The organism is Prevotella bivia DSM 20514 (genome assembly GCF_000262545.1).
Classification (GTDB): Bacteria; Bacteroidota; Bacteroidia; order Bacteroidales; family Bacteroidaceae; genus Prevotella; species Prevotella bivia.
On record NZ_JH660659.1, the window covers coordinates 107,772 to 125,279 of the forward strand.

Below are 17,508 nucleotides of genomic sequence, written 5' to 3' on the forward strand. Positions count from 1 at the left end.
CCGTTTTCTATCCGCTGATCCGAAAATTGAGAGTTGATAATTACCCGTCCCCTTATCCAATGGATAAATGATAATTATCTGTCTCTATATGTTTGTTATGGATGTTATGGACGAAGTTGTTATCCAATTGGATAACAACACATCTGATCAATTGGATAAGGGTACTATCTCTCTACTGTTTAGCAAGTATAGATAATTCTCCTACCTTTTTCCTGCTGAGTCATTGAGAGGTCTAGCTTATGAAATAATTTTACTTTATAAAAAGTGCTTCTCGTTAAAATATTAGCTATAACAAACTGATAGACATATAGTTGCAAAAGGTGATGTTTTACAATGCAAAAGGTGATGTTTTAATGCGTAAAAGATGACCTTTTACATCATAAAAGGTAGCCTTTTGCAATTAAAAAGCTGATGTATGGGATAGAGGTTAAGAATTAGTTTTACAATCAAAGGGAAGTCTTGCCTCTGAAAAATAGGAAAAATCTTGCTATTAACGGCAAAAATAACTTGCTATCAAAAACTAAGTTTCTTAATTCAGGAGCAGTATTTCTCCCTGCAAATGGTTCTAGAAATGTATATTCAAGTGGATCAACCGTTTCTGTTGTTGAGCTAAACTCACATCTTAATTATTGGAGTACTACTTCAAATGGTTCGTATATCGGACACATTAATTTTAATCGAGACGAATTTATCACACTTACCTATAATACTAATGATGGTGGTTACGGTGTTCGTTTGGTGCAAACGGTTAATCCATAACAAATTACTATTCAATCAGTAGCACGCTATAATGTGCAAGAAGATATATTATTCGGTTTGCCGTCATTTCACAAAGGAATGGCGGCGAATTTTTGTTTATACATATTTTGTTTTTCTTTTGTTCGCATCTTGTGTTAACTTAATTTTTTACTTATATATTAAGGTGGCTTCGCTATTTTATTAACATAATAGCAAGTATAAACGAATTTAAAATTATCTTTTGTGTACTTTAAATGCCGTTAATTGTTAAATTCAAACTGTTAAAATCGAATAAATACAAGTATGCTTTTAGGCTTATTACGTTTTTTACCTTTATATTTGCATTATCAAACCCCAGCAATTGAGGTATAACGCGTTCGAAGTACGAAAAAATAAATATCGAAAATAACAAATAAAAAAGATAGAGTTAAGATGAAGAACTTATCAAAAATTCTTGTAGGCGCAACTTGTGTTACCGCCCTCGCCTTATCAACAGGCGCATTTATGAAGGTTTATGCCGCTCCAGTGTTTTCTTCAGTAACAGCCGGACCTGGTCAACCAGTCGATTTAACATACGCATCGGAGAAAGCACTCCCTGCAGTAGTTCATATTAAGTATGTACAGAACTCAAAGACGAAGACCGTTGATGTGCAAGAAGATCCGTTTGGTGGCTTCTTCGATCCTTTCGGCTTTTTCGATCAGTTCCAAGGTGGACAAGGTGGTTCACGTCGTCAGCAAATACAAACTCCTAAACGACAAGCTACAGGTAGTGGTGTTATCATATCATCGGATGGCTATATAGTAACTAATAATCACGTTGTGGAAGGTGCCGACGAACTCACCGTAACCCTCAACGACAATCGTGAGTATAATGCGAAGATAGTAGGAACAGATAAGCAAACCGATCTTGCGCTTATAAAGGTCAATGCAAAAAACTTACCAGCTCTTCCTATTGGCGATTCCGAGAAGTTGAAGGTAGGCGAGTGGGTTATCGCTGTAGGCAATCCTTACAACCTAAGTTCTACAGTTACAGCAGGTATTGTAAGTGCTAAGTCGCGTGGTCTTGGTGCTACACATGGTGGTATAGAGAGTTTTATACAGACCGATGCAGCCATTAATCCGGGTAACTCTGGGGGTGCACTTGTCAATACGCAAGGCGAGCTAGTGGGTATTAATGCTATGCTTTATTCTCAGACAGGTTCGTATAGTGGTTATGGTTTTGCTATTCCTACTTCTATTATGACAAAGGTGGTAGAGGATATAAAAAAGTATGGCAGTGTACAGCGTGTGATGCTAGGTATTCAAGGTGGCGACGTTCTCAACTATATCAACGCTCAGAAGGAAGAAGGCAAGACAGTGGATTTGGGTACCAATGAGGGAGTTTACGTTGATAAGGTAGATGAAGAAGGTAATGGAGCTTCAGCAGGTTTGCAGAAAGGCGATGTTATCACCCAATTTGATGGCACAAAGGTAACCAAGATGGCAGAGTTACAGCAGGCACTCAATGCGAAACGTCCTGGCGATAAGGCTAATATTACCTATCTTCGCAATAAGAAAAGTATCACAAAGACAATCGTTCTAAAAAATGCACAAGGTACTACAAAACTTCTTGAGCAAGCTGATATTGATGTGTTAGGTGGTCAGTTCCGTCCTGTTAGTCAGACTCTAAAACAACAACTTGGTATTAGCTATGGACTAGAAGTAATGAAGGTAAGCAGTGGTGCGTTGAAACAAGCAGGTATTCCTCGTGGTTATATTATTCAGAATGTAAACGACAATCCTGTTAAGACCATTGACGATTTGCAAGCTATTGTGAAGAAGTCGTCGACAAGCAAAGATCCTGTTCTCTACATTCAGGGTATTTACCCAACAGGTAAGAAAGGCTATTTTGCTGTGCCTTTGTCAGAATAAAGTCGATATTGGCTCTTAAAAGGGTCATAACGTTATAAAGAAAATCCCTATCAGGTGAGTGGTTAAAAACACTCCGCTGATAGGGATTTTACTTGTTATTTCTGCTTATTTTGCTAAACTTTTTCCTGACTTCGTCACTCAAAAAATACGTATTTTACAACTAATTGATAAACAAAGTTTTGTATCTTTGCGTCACCTGTTTTTGGGTGACGCAAAAGGTTTTTTAACTATGTTTGTCAGAAAGAAAAGACATCGTTCCGGCAATATTGGAGTTATTGTTGTCGAGAAAATTGGAGGTAAAATGAAGGAACTTGCCACAATTGGAGTAGCATATAATGAAGACGAGGTCGAAAATCTTGTGAATGAAGCAAAAGAATGGATTACTAGAGAGAATTTACGCCGCCATCCCCAGCTTGATCTATTCGGCGAGGAACGTGAGGCCTGCGACCGCGAGCGTGAAGAGGTTCGCCGTGTTCTGTCCAATGTCAGCAATATCCTTCTCAACGGATGCGACTTGATATTGGACCGCACTTTTGACAGGATTGGCTTCAACCGTATTGACGACGAAGTGTTCCGCAAGCTCGTGAAAGCCCGCCTGGCATATCCGACGAGCAAGGCTGCCACGGTTGAATACCTGAAAAACCATTTTGACGAAGATGTGGATCTCTCAAAAATCTATCGCTATCTTGACAAGCTTAGCGACCATCAGCACGAAATTGTACAGGATATAAGTGTGCACCATACCGCTAAACTGTTTGGTGGCAATATCGGCGTGTTATTCTATGATGTCACCACACTTTACTTTGAAGCAGATTATGAGGATGAATTACGAAAGACAGGTTTCTCGAAAGAGGGACGTCACAGTAATCCTCAAATCATACTTGGACTGCTTGTCAGCCTTGGTGGCTATCCGCTTGCCTATTGCATCCATGAAGGCAACAAATATGAGGGTCATACGATGCTGCCGACGATAAACGAGTTTGTAAGCAAATACGGATTGGAAAACTTCGTTGTGGTGGCAGATTCCGGTCTGATGAACAATGCCAACATAGCGGAACTTGAATCGCATGGCTACAAGTATATAATAGGTGCGAAGATAAAGAATGAAAGTCAGGAGGTCAAGAACTGGATACTGGAACAGCCCAAGCGCGACTGCCAGATGGTTGAATATGACAAAGGAGGCGGACGGCGTCTCTTGGTCGGCTATACTGATGATCGTGCAAAGAAAGATGCCTATAACCGCGAAAAAGGTATACGCAGGTTAGAAAAAGCTTACAAGCATGGTGCGCTCACTAAAGGCAACATCAACAAAAGAGGCTACAATAAGTTTTTATCCATGGATGGTGAAGTGAAAGTCGCCATCAACTATGACCGTGTTGCCGACGACTCCAAATGGGACGGCCTAAAAGGATATATCACCAATACGGATATGCCGATACAGAATGTATACACGGCATATCACAACCTTTGGCATGTAGAAAGGGCTTTCCGTATAGCAAAATCAAAGATAGAGATACGTCCCATGTTCCATTTTACACGCAAACGAATCGAGGCCCATATATGTATCTGTTTCGTGGCTTTGAAAGTATACAAGGAATTGGAGCGTATGCTGAAGACCTCAGAGATTAAGATGAGCGTAGACAAGGTGCTTGCATTGGCAAAGACAATCACAACGATACAAATCAAGCTACCTCTGAACAAGGAGGTTTATACACAAACAATGCTGATGACAAGGCATCAGAAAATAGCTAAACTATTTGATGAGGATTTTTGGGTGACGCAATGACGAAGTCAGGTGGTTAAAAACACTCCGCTGATAGGGATTTTACTTGTTATTTCTGCTTATTTTGCTAAACTTTTTCTTGCTTCTTTAGCGTATGTATATGTCTTGAGATGTGATTAACGATGAGCGGAACATTCTCTACCGTTGTGTTGCTAGTATCAAGACCCAATGATTTTACATCAGGAATACCAATATGCTTTATAATAGCATAAAGCATCATCATAAAGTTTTGCATCTTGTTTTTAGAACTTGCTGCGTAAAAAATGCGATGGACGATGATAAAACGGAAATCGCCTGCCATGTTGCGTTTTGCTAGCGACTTGTAACCACTGATAATATTAAATTTCTTTTCAGCTACAAGATCTTCAATCACTTTACGTAAATAAACGGTGAGGAAGGGTTGCACACGGAAACCAATGCGCACATTAATGCGGAAAAGCGTATCTTCTATGAGTGGCTCAAAAGTATATTCAAGTGTTTCTGGTTCGTCGACATACTCAAAGTGGAATAGCCAATAGTGGTCAGCACGTTTGGGTTGTTTATGGATAATGGAATAAATAACCTTATTCTCAATCATATCAGCGCTATCCGACTTGCTGACATATACGAGATTGGTGGCATACTTAGGTAGCGTGTCATCGTGCTTTAAGTCGGATATAATATCAAAATATTGCTTAATAGGATGAAACTCCATATAGCTATTTCTGATTCTTTGTGCAGTGTACCATATATACATAGTGCCAAAAAGAATACCTGCCAGCATAATGGTAAACCATCCGCCATGGAAGAACTTAAAAAGATTGGCTATAAAGAAGAAGCTTTCAATGGTAAGGAATACACTGGCAAAGGTTATGACAATGGCTTTTTTAGTCCCTTTCATACGTAGATAAAACGCTAGGAGTAAGGTGGTCATAAGCATTGTAATCGTGATAGATAGTCCGTAAGCAGCTTCCATCTTGCTAGAAGAACCAAACACCAAAATGGTAATGATACAGAAAAGGTATAAGAAAGCATTTACACGTGGGATATACAGTTGACCCTTAATTTGGGTAGGATATTTTATTCTTAAGCGTGGCATAAAATTAAGGTTCATAGCCTCACTAAAGATAGTAAACGATCCGCTTATCAAAGCCTGACTAGCAATAACGGCAGCCAGTGTAGCCATGATAATGCCCACCATTAGAAACTCTTTTGGGACAATGGCATAGAAAGGGTTGATACCATCGGTAATCAAATTTCTGTGTGCAATGATCCATGCTCCTTGTCCAAGGTAGTTGAGGATAAGCATTGACTTAACAAAAAGCCAACTGATAGTAATGTTTTTTCTGCCACAATGCCCAAGGTCAGAATATAATGCTTCAGCACCCGTAGTACAAAGGAATACTGCTCCAAGTATTAAGAACCATTCAGGGTTATGCAGTAATAATTCGAAAGCATAATAAGGATTAAAGGCTTTCAAGATACCAATGTGGTGAGGCAAGTTGATAATACCCACAAGTCCTAACATTGAAAACCATACGAACATAATAGGACCGAACGATTTTCCTATTAAGTTAGTACCAAACTGCTGAATGAAGAATAGTACAGAGATAATAGCGATGCAAATGGGAATGACTGGCGTTTCAGGTGAGAAGGCTTGTAAACCTTCTATAGCCGAGACTACCGTAATGGAAGGGGTAATAATGCCATCGGCTACTAAGGTGCTTGCCCCTATGATAGCTGCAATATAGAGCCAGCGGCGACGATGCTTTCGTAGCAGTGCATAGAGTGCTAATATTCCCCCCTCACCATGATTGTCGGCTTTTAGTGCTATTAGCACATACTTTACAGAAGTTTGTAGGGTTAGTGTCCAAATAATGCATGATACAGCACCTATAATATAATTGGTATCAAACTGTGGATAGGCTCTCACAATAGTACTCATTACATAGAGTGGGGAGGTACCAATATCACCAAATACAATACCTAGCGTAACCATAATGCCTAATAAAGACAACTTGTTGGCTTTATTGGCATGAGAAGAATTTGTGTCCATTTTTCTTTATCCTAAATTCATATAAACTGAGCACAAAGGTAGGTATAAGTAAGGGAAAAAGAGCATCATTGCTAGAAAATATTTATGCAATGATAACTCCTTTACCGCCCTATATATTAAAGATTGATCTGCTGTAACATCTTCTTTCCAATGGCATTTTTGTTGAGGAAAATATACACGGTGTTGTCTGCAATGAAGTTGCGCGACATATACCACGTGCCATTGTATTTGTTATTAGTACCCCATGAATTTTTGACCATATAGTATATTCTTCCATTTTGATCCTTTGCTTTGCCATAGATCACCATAACATGATCGTATGTCATGCGCCAATTATCAAAACGTTTTTGGCGGCGTTCTTGCGTAGCGGTAACTTCAGGTGTGTTGGCACCTAATGCAGCAATCTTATTAGCACGTTCTGTTTTAGAGAGCTTGAGCCAGCGTGCTGCATCCGATCCTATCATTGATTGCATTTTACTGTTATCTATATCGATTGCTAAGCCGTTGCGTGTGAAGCCATCTTCGCTAACATCACCGCCCCAAGCAATGGTGTAACCAGCATCAATGGCATCGTCGATAATCTTCATCATATCCGATAATGGCACATTGTGGCTTTGTTTCATACGCCATTTATAAGGTGCTTCGATTACAAATGGTTTGTAGAAAGGGTGATGCGTAAAACTAGTAATGCTTACATAGTTATCCCAGTTTAGTCCAAGCGATGCTGCAAATGATTTTGGGGTGTATTGTTTGCCTTGATAGGTAAACTGTTCGGGACATTTTCCCATATAAGCATCAATAATGCCTTGTACACCATTTTGCCACGCAGGACTCAACTCTTCATGTTCTTCTTCGGCTATTGTGGCAACATATTTCTCAAGACAAGGGAAAAATTCACCAAAGTTAGCAAGGCTATCTCCTACCAATGATCCCGGTTTTGCCATTGCATCTTCGGGTACAACACCGTAGGTTTGGATCATTTCGAGAGCGTCATCGGCGCTACCGCCTTCAGAGAAACGACTTTTACCGTGCATGCGTGTATGAAAGATAGCTTCATCGAGATAATTTTTATTGGCAACAAACATCTCGCTTAAATCGTAGGTCTTGCCAGTGGCTTTGATAATCTCGCTTTCAAAGAAGCCTAGTGTGGCATAACACCAACAAGTACCACTCTTATATTGGTTTTTGATAGGAGAGATAGCATTTGCTTTAATGGTTGTAAACTGGAAGTCGGCTGTACATTTGTTTTCTGTACTTTGTGCGTTTGCTATTAGTGTTATAGCAGTAAGTGCAAGGGATAAGTATCTTTTCATTGTTATAAAATAGATTGTTTTTAACGCAAAGATACAGAAAAAAATGATAAGACAAATCTATAGAAAGAAAATTGAAGGATATGTCATACAATTTTTGCTATATCTGACTTTTTTAGTAATTTTGCATGAATTTCGAAATTAATAATACATCTATAGATAATGAAGATATCATACAAATGGCTAAAGGAATATGTAGATTTTAGTTTAACCCCAGAAAAGCTTGCTGAGGCTTTAACCTCAACTGGTTTGGAGGTGGGTTCATTGGATGAAGTAGAAACCATTCGTGGTGGACTAAAAGGGCTATTCGTTGGAAAGGTGCTTACTTGTGAAATGCACCCAAATTCTGATCACTTACATGTTACTACTGTTGACCTCGGTAAGGGTGAAGCGCAGCAGATAGTTTGTGGTGCTCCTAATGTGGACGCTGGGCAGAAAGTGATAGTAGCCGATTTGGGGTGTGTGCTTTATGATGGCGATAAAGAGTTTGTTATCAAGAAAAGTAAGCTTCGTGGTGTAGAGAGCCTTGGTATGATATGTGCCGAAGACGAAATTGGTGTAGGTACTTCGCATGATGGTATCATTGTATTGCCTGAAGATGCTCCTGTAGGTCAGCCCGCAGCAGAATATTACCAACTAGATAGTGATTGGGTAATTGATATTGATATTACTGCTAATCGTGCCGATGCGTTGAGCCATTATGGTGTGGCGCGCGATTTGTACGCATGGTTAAAGCAAAATGGTTATGAAACTAGCTTACATCGCCCTTCATGTGATGCTTTTTATGTAGATAATCACGACTTGCCTATTAAGGTTACCATCGAAAATACGGATGCTTGTCGCCGTTATGCTTGTTTGAGTGTAACTGATTGCGAAGTGAAAGAAAGTCCAAAATGGTTGCAAGACAAGTTGAACGTAATAGGTTTGCGCCCTATTAATAATATTGTAGATATTACTAATTATATAATGTGGGCCTATGGGCAACCTATGCACTGCTTTGATGCAGATATGGTAAGTGGTAACCACATTATAGTAAAAGATAAAAACGAAGGTAAAAAATTTATTACCCTTGATGGTGAAGAACACACCCTTGGTGAACACGATTTGGCTATTTGCAACGAGAAAGAGCCAATGTGTATTGCTGGTGTTTTCGGTGGTAAGGGTAGTGGAACCTACGAAACTACAAAACATGTGGTCTTGGAGAGTGCTTATTTCCATCCAACATGGATAAGAAAAAGTGCTCGCCGTCATGGTTTATCTACTGATGCTAGTTTCCGCTTTGAGCGTGGTATTGACCCTAATGGAACGGTTTACGCTTTGAAACAAGCTGCTATCTTATGTAAGCAATTGGCTGGTGGTAAGATAAGTATGGAGATTTGCGATGAGTATCCAACTCCGATGGCTGATTTTCCAGTTCGATTGAATTATGAATATTGTGATCGCTTGATAGGAAAGCAGATTGGCACAGATACGATAAAAAATATTGTAACTTCTCTTGAAATGGAGATAGATAAAGAGGATACAGAGGGGCTTGATCTTCTTGTTCCTGCTTATCGTGTAGATGTGAAGCGTCCTTGTGATGTGGTAGAAGAAATTTTGCGTATTTATGGATATAACAATGTAGAGATCCCTACTACACTAAAATCGTCTTTGACAATAGCTGAAGAAGCTGATAAGAACTATCATCGCGAGAACGTAGTGAGCGAACAACTGGTAGGTGCAGGGTTCTCTGAAATATTGAATAACTCATTGACGAAAGCTTCTTATTACGAGCAAACTGGCTTGAATAAGTATCCTTGGGAAGAGGCTGTAAAGATAATGAACCCTCTATCGGCTGATCTTGGTGTAATGCGCCAAACTTTATTGTTTGGTGGACTCGAGAGCCTTGCACATAACATTAACCGTAAGGCTACTAATCTTCGCTTCTTCGAGGTGGGTAATGTTTACAAATTCACACAAGATAAATATACAGAAGATAGTCCTATAAAGGCATACAATCAGGAATATCACATGGCATTGTGGCTAACAGGTAAGCACATTGAAGGTTCTTGGGTACATCCTAATGAGGAAAGTACATTCTATGAACTGAAAGCGTATGTAGAGAATATTCTTCGCCGTGTAGGTGTTCAGCAAGGAGTACTTGTAAGTGAGGCTTCAGATAATAATATATTTGATAAAGCAATTGCACTAAAAACACGAGGTGGTAAGCTAATTGTGGAAATGGGTATATTGAGTATTGCTTTATTGAAGCGTATGGAAATAGCTCAAAAGGTGTTCTTTGCAGAGATTAACTGGACTGAACTAATGAAAATTATTCGTAAGAATAAGCTTCAGTTTGAGGAACTTTCTAAATATCCTGCGGTTAGTCGTGATTTGGCATTGTTGCTAGATAACGCCGTAGAGTTTGCACAAATTGAAGAGATTGCTCGTCAAACAGAGAAGAAATTGTTAAAAAAGGTAGAATTATTTGATGTATATCAGGGTAAGAACTTACCAGAAGGCAAGAAGAGTTATGCCGTTAATTTCATTCTTCAAGATGCAACAAAAACTTTAAATGATAAAGCTATTGATGCTATCATGCAAAAATTAATTAAGAACTTAACAACAAAACTCGGAGCAGAACTCCGTTAATAAAATAATATTTTTTATTCCCATGGGAAGAGCATTTGAATATCGCAAAGCGACAAAACTAAAGCGTTGGGGCCACATGGCTCGTACATTTACTAAGTTAGGTAAGGAAATAGCTATCGCCGTTAAAGCAGGTGGCCCTGAACCTGAGAATAATCCACGTTTGCGTGCTATCATAGCAACTTGTAAGCGTGAGAATATGCCTAAGGATAATATTCAGCGTGCTATTAAGAACGCACTGGGTAAGGATACGAGCGATTATAAGGAAGTAACTTATGAAGGATATGGTCCTCACGGCATAGCTGTGTTTGTGGAAACCTTGACGGATAATACAACGCGAACAGTAGGTGAGGTTCGTTCTATTTTTAACAAGTTTAATGGTAACATGGGAACGCAGGGGTCTTTGAGTTTCTTGTTCGACCATAAGGCTGTATTCTCTTTTAAGAAAAAAGAGGGGGTGGATATGGAAGAACTAATTCTTGACCTGATCGACTATGGCGTAGAAGATGAGTTTGATGAAGATGAGGAAGAAAACGAAATCACTATCTATGGTGAGCCAACAAGCTTTGGTGAAATCCAAAAACACTTAGAAGAAAATGGTTTCGAAATTACTTCAGCCGAATTTACTCGCATTCCTAACGATTTAAAGGAGGTTATGGAAGAAGAGCGTGCTACAATTGATAAGATGGTAGAACGTCTTGAAGATTTCGATGATGTACAAAATGTATATACTAATATGAAGCCAGCAGAATAGTTTAGGGCTATTTATTATACAATATAAAAGTGGATTGCCATTCCTTAGAAGAGCAATCCACTTTTACTTTTATTATAGTGTGGTGTGATAATACTATTTCTTTTTCTTCCAGCCGAAGAAACCTTTTTTATTATTGCTTATTTTCTTGTGCCCGCCAAACTTTCGATAAAGTTTCCAGCCAAGCATTAAACCATCTACAACGTTTGCACCTGTAGTAAACATATTGGTAAAGCGTTGTGTAGGGGTAGTGTTGTCTTTAGGTGTATGAACAAGACTATTCCAAATAGTTTGCATCTTGCTGCTATCCTTCAAAATTTCAGATTTAAGCTCAGCTTTACGCAAGCGAATATCTTTCAAAGAGCGATATTCATTTGTATTCGAGGAAAATATGTTTAAACCCATATACTTGTTCTGATTATTTAGCTAATAGCAAACTTGCTAAGAATTTTACTAAAGGCTTTTCTATCAACGTATGACGGAAAATTAGGGTAAAGAAAAATATTGCAACATAAGTGCAACCAATAATTGAGAAGCTCCAAATAAGTGATCCTAATAAAGCTTCTAAAGCGTAGGCTGCAGCAAATGAAAAATAAATCAAAGCAATAAGAAATAGTGTAATAAAAACAACTGTTAAAGTGATAGCCGTTAAGAGCTTAACGACTTTTTCAACTACATCGAGCTTCACATATTCTGTCTGAAGCCCGATGTAATTTTTAAGCACTTCTCCTAGTTGCGCTATTGTTTCAATGTTCTTATCGTTTGAAAACATATCTTTTTATTAATCAATAACAGAAGATGCTGCTTCCTTAATGTCCTGTACAAAATCGTCAGTTTCTTTACGACTTAACTTAATATCGTGTTTTTGACAGAAATCATCTACAGCACTAGATATTTTATTACGAGTATCTTCACCCTTTTCAGGAGCTGCTAGCAGTCCTACTGCTGCTCCAGCGATAGCGCCGCCAATAAAAGCGAACAAATAACCTAATGTTTTCATTGTCTCTAATTTTAATAAGTGAATAATAATATTATGATGTTAATGGCAAATATACTCATTCTTTCTTATAATCGCAAAGGATAAAAGCGTAATTTCTATTAAAAATGGAACAATTTCTTTATTTAACAATCTTTATGTAGCTTACTTTCCGATGTTTGATACTTAATTTGTAATTTCGCAACAATTACTTAAATATGAAATAAGGTATAATCTATCAATAAAAACAACGATTATGAAAAAAATAATGATTTTGGGCGGTGCCCTATTAGTTGCAGTTTCATTTACTGGTTGTAAATCAAGCGAGAGTGCTTACAAAAAGGCTTACGAAAAGGCTAAGGCACAAGATCAGACAACAGTAACTACTACCACCACAACAACAGAAAATGAAACACCTGTTGTAACTCCTGTAGAGACTACTCCTGTTACTGAAACTCGTGTGCAAGATAATTATGACAACGAACCAGTTCGTCGTGAGAATGTAGCAGTTGTAAATGGTGCAGGATTGAAAAACTATAGTGTCGTTGTAGGTTCTTTTGGCGTTAAAGCAAATGCTGAAGGTTTGCAAGGTCGCTTAAAGAGTGCTGGTTATGATGCACAAGTAGCCTACAATAGTGGTAATAATATGTATCGTGTAGTTGCTTCTAGCTATGATTCTAAAGCTTCTGCTGTGCAGAGTCGTAACCAACTACGTGCTACATACCCCGACGCATGGTTGCTTGCTAAGTAAAGCATGGGTAGAATCCTTGCAATAGATTACGGAAAAAAACGTACAGGTATAGCAGTCACTGATCCATTACGCATCATAGCAAATGGATTGGCGACTGTTCCTACATCTGAACTATACGATTATCTCGTGGCTTATATTAGGAGTGAGGCTGTTGATAAGATAGTAATAGGAAAGCCTATACAAGCTAATGGACAGCCGAGTGAGAACTTTGTTCGTGTGGAACAGTTTGCTAATAGGTGGAAGAAAGTGCAACCCACCATACCAATAGAATTTTATGATGAACGCTTTACTTCCGTAATAGCCCATCAAGCAATGATAGTAGGAGGAGTTAAAAAGAAAACCAGAAGAGAAGATAAAGGATTGGTAGACGAAATATCTGCAACCATTATCTTACAAGATTTTATGAGATCAAAAGGAATGTAGGTGTCATTCCTTTTTTGTGTGTATATGCAATTATAATAAGAAATAAAGAATAAAGGATAATAAATGATTTTACCAATTTATACATACGGGCAACCTGTATTAAGAAAAGTAGCTCAAGATATTCCTACAGATTATCCAGACTTACAAGAGCTAATTCAAAATATGTTTGAGACTTGTAGTGCTAGCGATGGTGTTGGGTTAGCTGCCCCTCAAATAGGTAAATCTATTCGGGTCGTGGTTATAGATCTTGATGTTATGTCAGATGCCTTTCCTGAGTATAAAGATTATAAGCATGCTTTTATTAATGGACATATCTTAGAATTTGATGATACCGAGACCGAAATTATGGAAGAGGGCTGTCTTTCTTTGCCAGGATTGCATGAAAAAGTAGAACGTGCGAAGCGTGTACATATAGAATGGCTTGACGAAAATCTTCAACATCATGATGAGTGGGTTGATGGTTTCTTAGCTCGTGTTATCCAACATGAATTTGATCATTTAGAAGGTAAGGTTTTTACAGATAGAGTTTCGCCTTTCCGTAAACAGATGATTAAAAACAAGATGAAGGCGATGTTACAGGGAAAGGTAAACTGTAGGTATCGTGTAAAGACTCCAACGAGGTAATTTTTATTTTACGAGGAATAATGCTAAGAAGTGGCATAATAGCTTTGATGTTCTTATTTTCGTTATCAAGTTCTGCTCAATATAATATCAAAAAATTATTAGAGGAGGGAAAACAACAGTTAGATCAAGGCTATTATGTTACTTCTATGCAAATAGGTATGCGCATAGTGAGCCTAAAGCCTCAACTTTATGAGGCTTGGTACATGATGGCAAAAGCAAAATATCATTTGGAAGATTTTAAAGGTGCTGAGGAAGATAGTAAGCAAGCTTTAAAACTTCAACCTTATATTGCTGATATTTATGACCTTTATGCTATGACTTGTATCAAAGAAGAAAAGTATGACAGTGCTATTGTGGCATATACAAAAGCATTAGTTCTTGATAAAACTAATAGGGATTATTTGTTTAATAGAGCTTTTTGCTATTATCAAATAGGAAAGAATGCTGAAGCTAAAAGAGAACTTTCTAAAATTATTATGCGCTGGAAAAATTTCTCAGAAGCAAAAGATTTGTTAGATGATATAAATAATAATCGTGTACCTAAGAAGAAAAAAGAATATCATCAAAAAATATTTCTTCCTTTTATTAAATCCGCATCTAATTTAAATTCTAAAATCTCTATAGAGTTAAAGTAATTCTGTACTTTTTAAAGAATAACTTATTGGTTATTAGTAAAATATAATATAATATTTAATATAAGTATTATATTTGTTGGTGTATAAATAGCTTTAATTCTTTGATTTAATATCTTTATTGTTGGTATTATAAGAAATCTTTTTCTATCTTTGCAGATATAAAGTTATCCAAAATGGAAAACTTTTAATGAAAATATTAATATAAAGTTTTCCAAAAAAGAAAACTTTTTAAAAATAGATATAACAAAAAATATAACTTTATAATACTTAGGCTACAATGGCAATGCAAAATTTTACTATTACAAAACGTGATGGCTCTAAGGAATTGTTTTCTTTAGATAAGATTATGGGGGCTATCTTAAAGGGCTTTGAAAGTGTTAACGAACCTACAGATCTTACCACAGTATCAAAAATACTTTCAAATATAAAGATACATGATGATATTACCGTAGAGGAGATACAGAACCAAGTAGAAGAGTCTTTGATGAAAGAAGGTTTTTACCATGTTGCTAAAAGCTTTATAGTGTATCGTCATCAGCATAGTGAAGATAGAGAAACACAAGAAAAGATAAAGTTTTTGACAGAATATTGTGGTGCTAGTAATGCTGCAACAGGCTCTAAGTATGATGCTAATGCCAATGTTGAAAATAAAAACATAGCAACCTTAATAGGTGAACTTCCAAAGCAAGGCTTTATTCGAATGAATAGACGTTTGCTAACAGATAGAATAAAGCAAATGTATGGCAAACAATTAGCAAATGAATATCTTGACCTGCTGACACATCATTTTATATATAAGAATGATGAAACTAACCTTGCTAACTATTGCGCTTCTATCACTATGTATCCTTGGTTAATTGGTGGTACGACCTCAATTGGTGGAAACTCTACGGCACCAACCAACTTGAAAAGTTTTTGCGGAGGTTTTATTAATATGGTATTTATGGTATCAAGTATGCTTGCAGGGGCATGTGCTACACCAGAGTTCTTGATGTATATGAACTATTTTATACAAAAAGAGTATGGTAAGGATTATTGGAAACATGCTGATAAAGTTATTGATCTAAGTTTGCGTAAGCGTACTATAGATAAGATGCTAACTGATTACTTTGAGCAGATAGTCTATTCTTTAAACCAACCAACAGGAGCTAGAAACTTTCAAGCTGTATTCTGGAATATCTCTTATTATGATAAGTATTACTTCGAATCATTATTTGGTAATTTCTTCTTTCCTGATGGATCACAACCAGATTGGGAGTCATTATCTTGGTTGCAAAAGCGTTTTATGAATTGGTTTAATCAAGAGCGTACACGTACAGTACTTACTTTCCCTGTAGAAACAATGGCTTTATTAGCTAATAATGGTGAATGTAGAGATGAGGAATGGGGTAATTTTGCTGCAGAAATGTATAGTAAAGGACATAGTTTCTTTACTTATATGAGCGATAATGCCGATTCTTTGAGTTCTTGTTGTCGTCTTCGCAATGAAATTCAAGATAATGGTTTCTCTTATACTCTTGGTGCTGGTGGTGTTTCTACTGGATCGAAGAGTGTGCTTACTATAAATCTTAATCGTTGTATTCAGTATGCAGTAAATAAGGGTGAAGATTATAAGGCTTATTTAGACTATGTTATTAAACTTTGCCATAAGGTACAGTTAGCATACAATGAAAATTTGAAGCACTTCTTAAAGAATAAGATGTTACCCTTGTTTGATGCTGGATATATTAACATCGATCGTCAATACCTAACCATAGGTATTAATGGTTTAGTTGAAGCTGCTGAATTTATGGGATTAGATATTACACCTAATGATGACTATAAGAATTTTGTTCAAGAAGTTCTTGGTTTGATAGAAAAAAACAATAAGGAGTTTAAGACAAAAGAGGCTATGTTTAATTGTGAAATGATCCCTGCAGAAAACGTTGGTGTAAAGCATGCGAAGTGGGATCGTGAAGATGGCTACTTTGTTCCTAGAGACTGTTATAATAGTTACTTTTACCGTGTGGAGGACAGCTCTTTAACAATATTGGATAAATTTAAGCTTCATGGTTCTCCATACATTGAACACTTAACAGGGGGATCAGCTCTTCATATGAACTTGGACGAACACTTATCACAAGTACAGTATAAACAATTATTGGGTGTAGCTGCTAAGGAAGGATGTAATTATTTTACATTCAATATTCCTAACACTATTTGTAATGAGTGTGGACATATAGATAAGCGTTATTTGCATGAATGTCCTCATTGCCATTCAAAGAATGTTGATTATCTTACTCGGGTTATAGGCTATATGAAACGTGTAAGTAATTTTTCACAACCACGCCAGCAAGAGGCTGCTAAACGTTATTATGCAGGAACGGAACAATTGAAAGTAGAATAAGGTTTTCTCTAATGCTTAAATTTGTAAATACAGATATCGTGTGTCAAGAATACCCTGACGAGATAGCGTTAGCAATCAATATTTCAGGGTGTCCTTGTCATTGTCCGGGATGTCATAGCAGTTTTTTAGCAGCAGATAAAGGGGAAATGCTTACTTGCGAAATCGTAGAAAAGTTGATAGAGGAGGCAGACAGTTCTATCTCTTGTATTGGCTTTATGGGTGGTGATGCTGATCCTGCTTGTATTAATATGCTAGCAAGTCATGTCCGAACAAAATTTCCAAAGTTGAAAGTGGGGTGGTATTCTGGGCGAACTATGATAGCTTCTGATATACAATTATCCAATTTTGATTATATAAAGATCGGTCCTTATCTGAAACATCTAGGTGGATTAAAGTCAAAACGAACCAATCAAAAGATGTTTAATATTAATTCGTCAGGAGAAATGATAGATATTACTTATCGTTTCCAAGTGTAATCCTTTTGATATTTTTGAATAAGAATTGATTGCGAAGTTATTTATGAATGATTTTTCGTAAAAGTGTTCATAGAAAAATAT

At 37.2% G+C, this 17,508-nt stretch carries 17 protein-coding genes; 12 read left to right on the forward strand and 5 right to left on the reverse strand.

Annotated elements, in window-relative coordinates; genetic code table 11:
• The first annotated feature begins 67 nt into the window (after positions 1-67).
• From PREBIDRAFT_RS11780 to PREBIDRAFT_RS01110, 4 genes are all read left to right on the forward strand, one after another.
• Positions 68-196, forward strand: a complete 129-nt coding sequence (locus tag PREBIDRAFT_RS11780) for a hypothetical protein (RefSeq protein WP_262497946.1) — start codon at positions 68-70, stop codon at positions 194-196.
• 311 nt (positions 197-507) lie between these two features.
• Positions 508-759 (forward strand): hypothetical protein, encoded by a 252-nt coding sequence (locus PREBIDRAFT_RS01100; RefSeq protein WP_155114391.1) that lies wholly within the window; start codon positions 508-510, stop codon positions 757-759.
• 411 nt (positions 760-1,170) lie between these two features.
• A complete protein-coding gene (locus PREBIDRAFT_RS01105) occupies positions 1,171-2,649 on the forward strand; it encodes a Do family serine endopeptidase (protein WP_004336909.1) in 1,479 nt (492 codons plus the stop codon).
• Between the two features lie 229 nt (positions 2,650-2,878).
• Complete coding sequence (locus PREBIDRAFT_RS01110) at positions 2,879-4,435, forward strand: IS1634 family transposase (RefSeq protein ID WP_036875431.1); 1,557 nt, start codon at positions 2,879-2,881, stop codon at positions 4,433-4,435.
• A 64-nt stretch (positions 4,436-4,499) separates the two neighbouring features.
• On the opposite strand, the gene PREBIDRAFT_RS01115 is transcribed toward PREBIDRAFT_RS01110, so the two are convergent.
• Together PREBIDRAFT_RS01115 and PREBIDRAFT_RS01120 are read right to left on the reverse strand one after the other, a co-directional pair.
• Entirely contained in the window at positions 4,500-6,467 is a 1,968-nt protein-coding gene (locus PREBIDRAFT_RS01115; RefSeq protein ID WP_004336539.1) for a KUP/HAK/KT family potassium transporter, read from the reverse strand.
• Positions 6,468-6,583: 116 nt separating this feature from the next.
• Positions 6,584-7,780: a C1 family peptidase gene (locus tag PREBIDRAFT_RS01120; protein WP_004336540.1), complete on the reverse strand. Its 1,197-nt coding sequence runs from the start codon at positions 7,778-7,780 to the stop codon at positions 6,584-6,586.
• A 159-nt stretch (positions 7,781-7,939) separates the two neighbouring features.
• Here PREBIDRAFT_RS01120 and pheT point away from each other — a divergent pair, with 159 nt between their 5' ends.
• Together pheT and PREBIDRAFT_RS01130 are read left to right on the forward strand one after the other, a co-directional pair.
• Positions 7,940-10,408, forward strand: a complete 2,469-nt coding sequence (gene pheT, locus PREBIDRAFT_RS01125) for a phenylalanine--tRNA ligase subunit beta (RefSeq protein WP_004336541.1) — start codon at positions 7,940-7,942, stop codon at positions 10,406-10,408.
• Positions 10,409-10,430: 22 nt separating this feature from the next.
• A complete protein-coding gene (locus PREBIDRAFT_RS01130) occupies positions 10,431-11,159 on the forward strand; it encodes a YebC/PmpR family DNA-binding transcriptional regulator (RefSeq protein ID WP_004336542.1) in 729 nt (242 codons plus the stop codon).
• Between the two features lie 93 nt (positions 11,160-11,252).
• Here PREBIDRAFT_RS01130 and PREBIDRAFT_RS01135 read toward each other — a convergent pair whose 3' ends face one another.
• Genes PREBIDRAFT_RS01135 through PREBIDRAFT_RS01145 form a run of 3 tightly spaced genes read right to left on the reverse strand, consistent with a single transcriptional unit; the run spans position 11,253 to position 12,156 of the window.
• On the reverse strand, positions 11,253-11,561 hold the full coding sequence (locus PREBIDRAFT_RS01135; RefSeq protein ID WP_004336545.1) for a hypothetical protein: 309 nt from the start codon (positions 11,559-11,561) through the stop codon (positions 11,253-11,255).
• Positions 11,562-11,574: 13 nt separating this feature from the next.
• Complete coding sequence (locus PREBIDRAFT_RS01140) at positions 11,575-11,928, reverse strand: hypothetical protein (RefSeq protein ID WP_004336546.1); 354 nt, start codon at positions 11,926-11,928, stop codon at positions 11,575-11,577.
• Between the two features lie 9 nt (positions 11,929-11,937).
• Positions 11,938-12,156 (reverse strand): YtxH domain-containing protein, encoded by a 219-nt coding sequence (locus PREBIDRAFT_RS01145; protein WP_004336548.1) that lies wholly within the window; start codon positions 12,154-12,156, stop codon positions 11,938-11,940.
• Positions 12,157-12,388: 232 nt separating this feature from the next.
• Between PREBIDRAFT_RS01145 and PREBIDRAFT_RS01150 the strand changes: the two genes are divergently transcribed.
• The 6 genes from PREBIDRAFT_RS01150 (at position 12,389) to nrdG (ending at position 17,427) form a co-directional block, all read left to right on the forward strand.
• A complete protein-coding gene (locus PREBIDRAFT_RS01150) occupies positions 12,389-12,883 on the forward strand; it encodes an SPOR domain-containing protein (protein ID WP_004336550.1) in 495 nt (164 codons plus the stop codon).
• Between the two features lie 3 nt (positions 12,884-12,886).
• Positions 12,887-13,306 carry a Holliday junction resolvase RuvX gene (gene ruvX, locus PREBIDRAFT_RS01155; protein WP_004336552.1) on the forward strand — a complete coding sequence of 140 codons (420 nt, stop codon included), beginning with the start codon at positions 12,887-12,889 and terminating at the stop codon, positions 13,304-13,306.
• Positions 13,307-13,369: 63 nt separating this feature from the next.
• Positions 13,370-13,930 carry a peptide deformylase gene (gene def / locus PREBIDRAFT_RS01160; RefSeq protein WP_004336554.1) on the forward strand — a complete coding sequence of 187 codons (561 nt, stop codon included), beginning with the start codon at positions 13,370-13,372 and terminating at the stop codon, positions 13,928-13,930.
• A gap of 20 nt (positions 13,931-13,950) precedes the next feature.
• Positions 13,951-14,565: a tetratricopeptide repeat protein gene (locus tag PREBIDRAFT_RS01165; RefSeq protein ID WP_004336556.1), complete on the forward strand. Its 615-nt coding sequence runs from the start codon at positions 13,951-13,953 to the stop codon at positions 14,563-14,565.
• A 277-nt stretch (positions 14,566-14,842) separates the two neighbouring features.
• Complete coding sequence (gene nrdD, locus PREBIDRAFT_RS01170; RefSeq protein WP_004336558.1) at positions 14,843-16,951, forward strand: anaerobic ribonucleoside-triphosphate reductase; 2,109 nt, start codon at positions 14,843-14,845, stop codon at positions 16,949-16,951.
• An 11-nt stretch (positions 16,952-16,962) separates the two neighbouring features.
• A complete protein-coding gene (gene nrdG / locus PREBIDRAFT_RS01175; RefSeq protein WP_004336560.1) occupies positions 16,963-17,427 on the forward strand; it encodes an anaerobic ribonucleoside-triphosphate reductase activating protein in 465 nt (154 codons plus the stop codon).
• Positions 17,428-17,508 lie beyond the last annotated feature (81 nt).

Excerpts from the sequence above, each read along its gene's own strand:
- PREBIDRAFT_RS01105 (WP_004336909.1), top strand. The coding sequence starts at position 1,171 with ATGAAGAACTTATCAAAAATTCTTGTAGGCGCAACTTGTGTTACCGCC.
- PREBIDRAFT_RS01145 (WP_004336548.1), bottom strand. The coding sequence starts at position 12,156 with ATGAAAACATTAGGTTATTTGTTCGCTTTTATTGGCGGCGCTATCGCT.
- PREBIDRAFT_RS01135 (WP_004336545.1), bottom strand. The coding sequence starts at position 11,561 with ATGGGTTTAAACATATTTTCCTCGAATACAAATGAATATCGCTCTTTG.
- nrdG (WP_004336560.1), top strand. The coding sequence starts at position 16,963 with ATGCTTAAATTTGTAAATACAGATATCGTGTGTCAAGAATACCCTGAC.
- ruvX (WP_004336552.1), top strand. The coding sequence starts at position 12,887 with ATGGGTAGAATCCTTGCAATAGATTACGGAAAAAAACGTACAGGTATA.
- PREBIDRAFT_RS01120 (WP_004336540.1), bottom strand. The coding sequence starts at position 7,780 with ATGAAAAGATACTTATCCCTTGCACTTACTGCTATAACACTAATAGCA.
- PREBIDRAFT_RS01110 (WP_036875431.1), top strand. The coding sequence starts at position 2,879 with ATGTTTGTCAGAAAGAAAAGACATCGTTCCGGCAATATTGGAGTTATT.
- nrdD (WP_004336558.1), top strand. The coding sequence starts at position 14,843 with ATGGCAATGCAAAATTTTACTATTACAAAACGTGATGGCTCTAAGGAA.
- PREBIDRAFT_RS01140 (WP_004336546.1), bottom strand. The coding sequence starts at position 11,928 with ATGTTTTCAAACGATAAGAACATTGAAACAATAGCGCAACTAGGAGAA.
- PREBIDRAFT_RS01130 (WP_004336542.1), top strand. The coding sequence starts at position 10,431 with ATGGGAAGAGCATTTGAATATCGCAAAGCGACAAAACTAAAGCGTTGG.
- def (WP_004336554.1), top strand. The coding sequence starts at position 13,370 with ATGATTTTACCAATTTATACATACGGGCAACCTGTATTAAGAAAAGTA.
- pheT (WP_004336541.1), top strand. The coding sequence starts at position 7,940 with ATGAAGATATCATACAAATGGCTAAAGGAATATGTAGATTTTAGTTTA.
- PREBIDRAFT_RS11780 (WP_262497946.1), top strand. The coding sequence starts at position 68 with ATGATAATTATCTGTCTCTATATGTTTGTTATGGATGTTATGGACGAA.
- PREBIDRAFT_RS01165 (WP_004336556.1), top strand. The coding sequence starts at position 13,951 with ATGCTAAGAAGTGGCATAATAGCTTTGATGTTCTTATTTTCGTTATCA.
- PREBIDRAFT_RS01115 (WP_004336539.1), bottom strand. The coding sequence starts at position 6,467 with ATGGACACAAATTCTTCTCATGCCAATAAAGCCAACAAGTTGTCTTTA.
- PREBIDRAFT_RS01150 (WP_004336550.1), top strand. The coding sequence starts at position 12,389 with ATGAAAAAAATAATGATTTTGGGCGGTGCCCTATTAGTTGCAGTTTCA.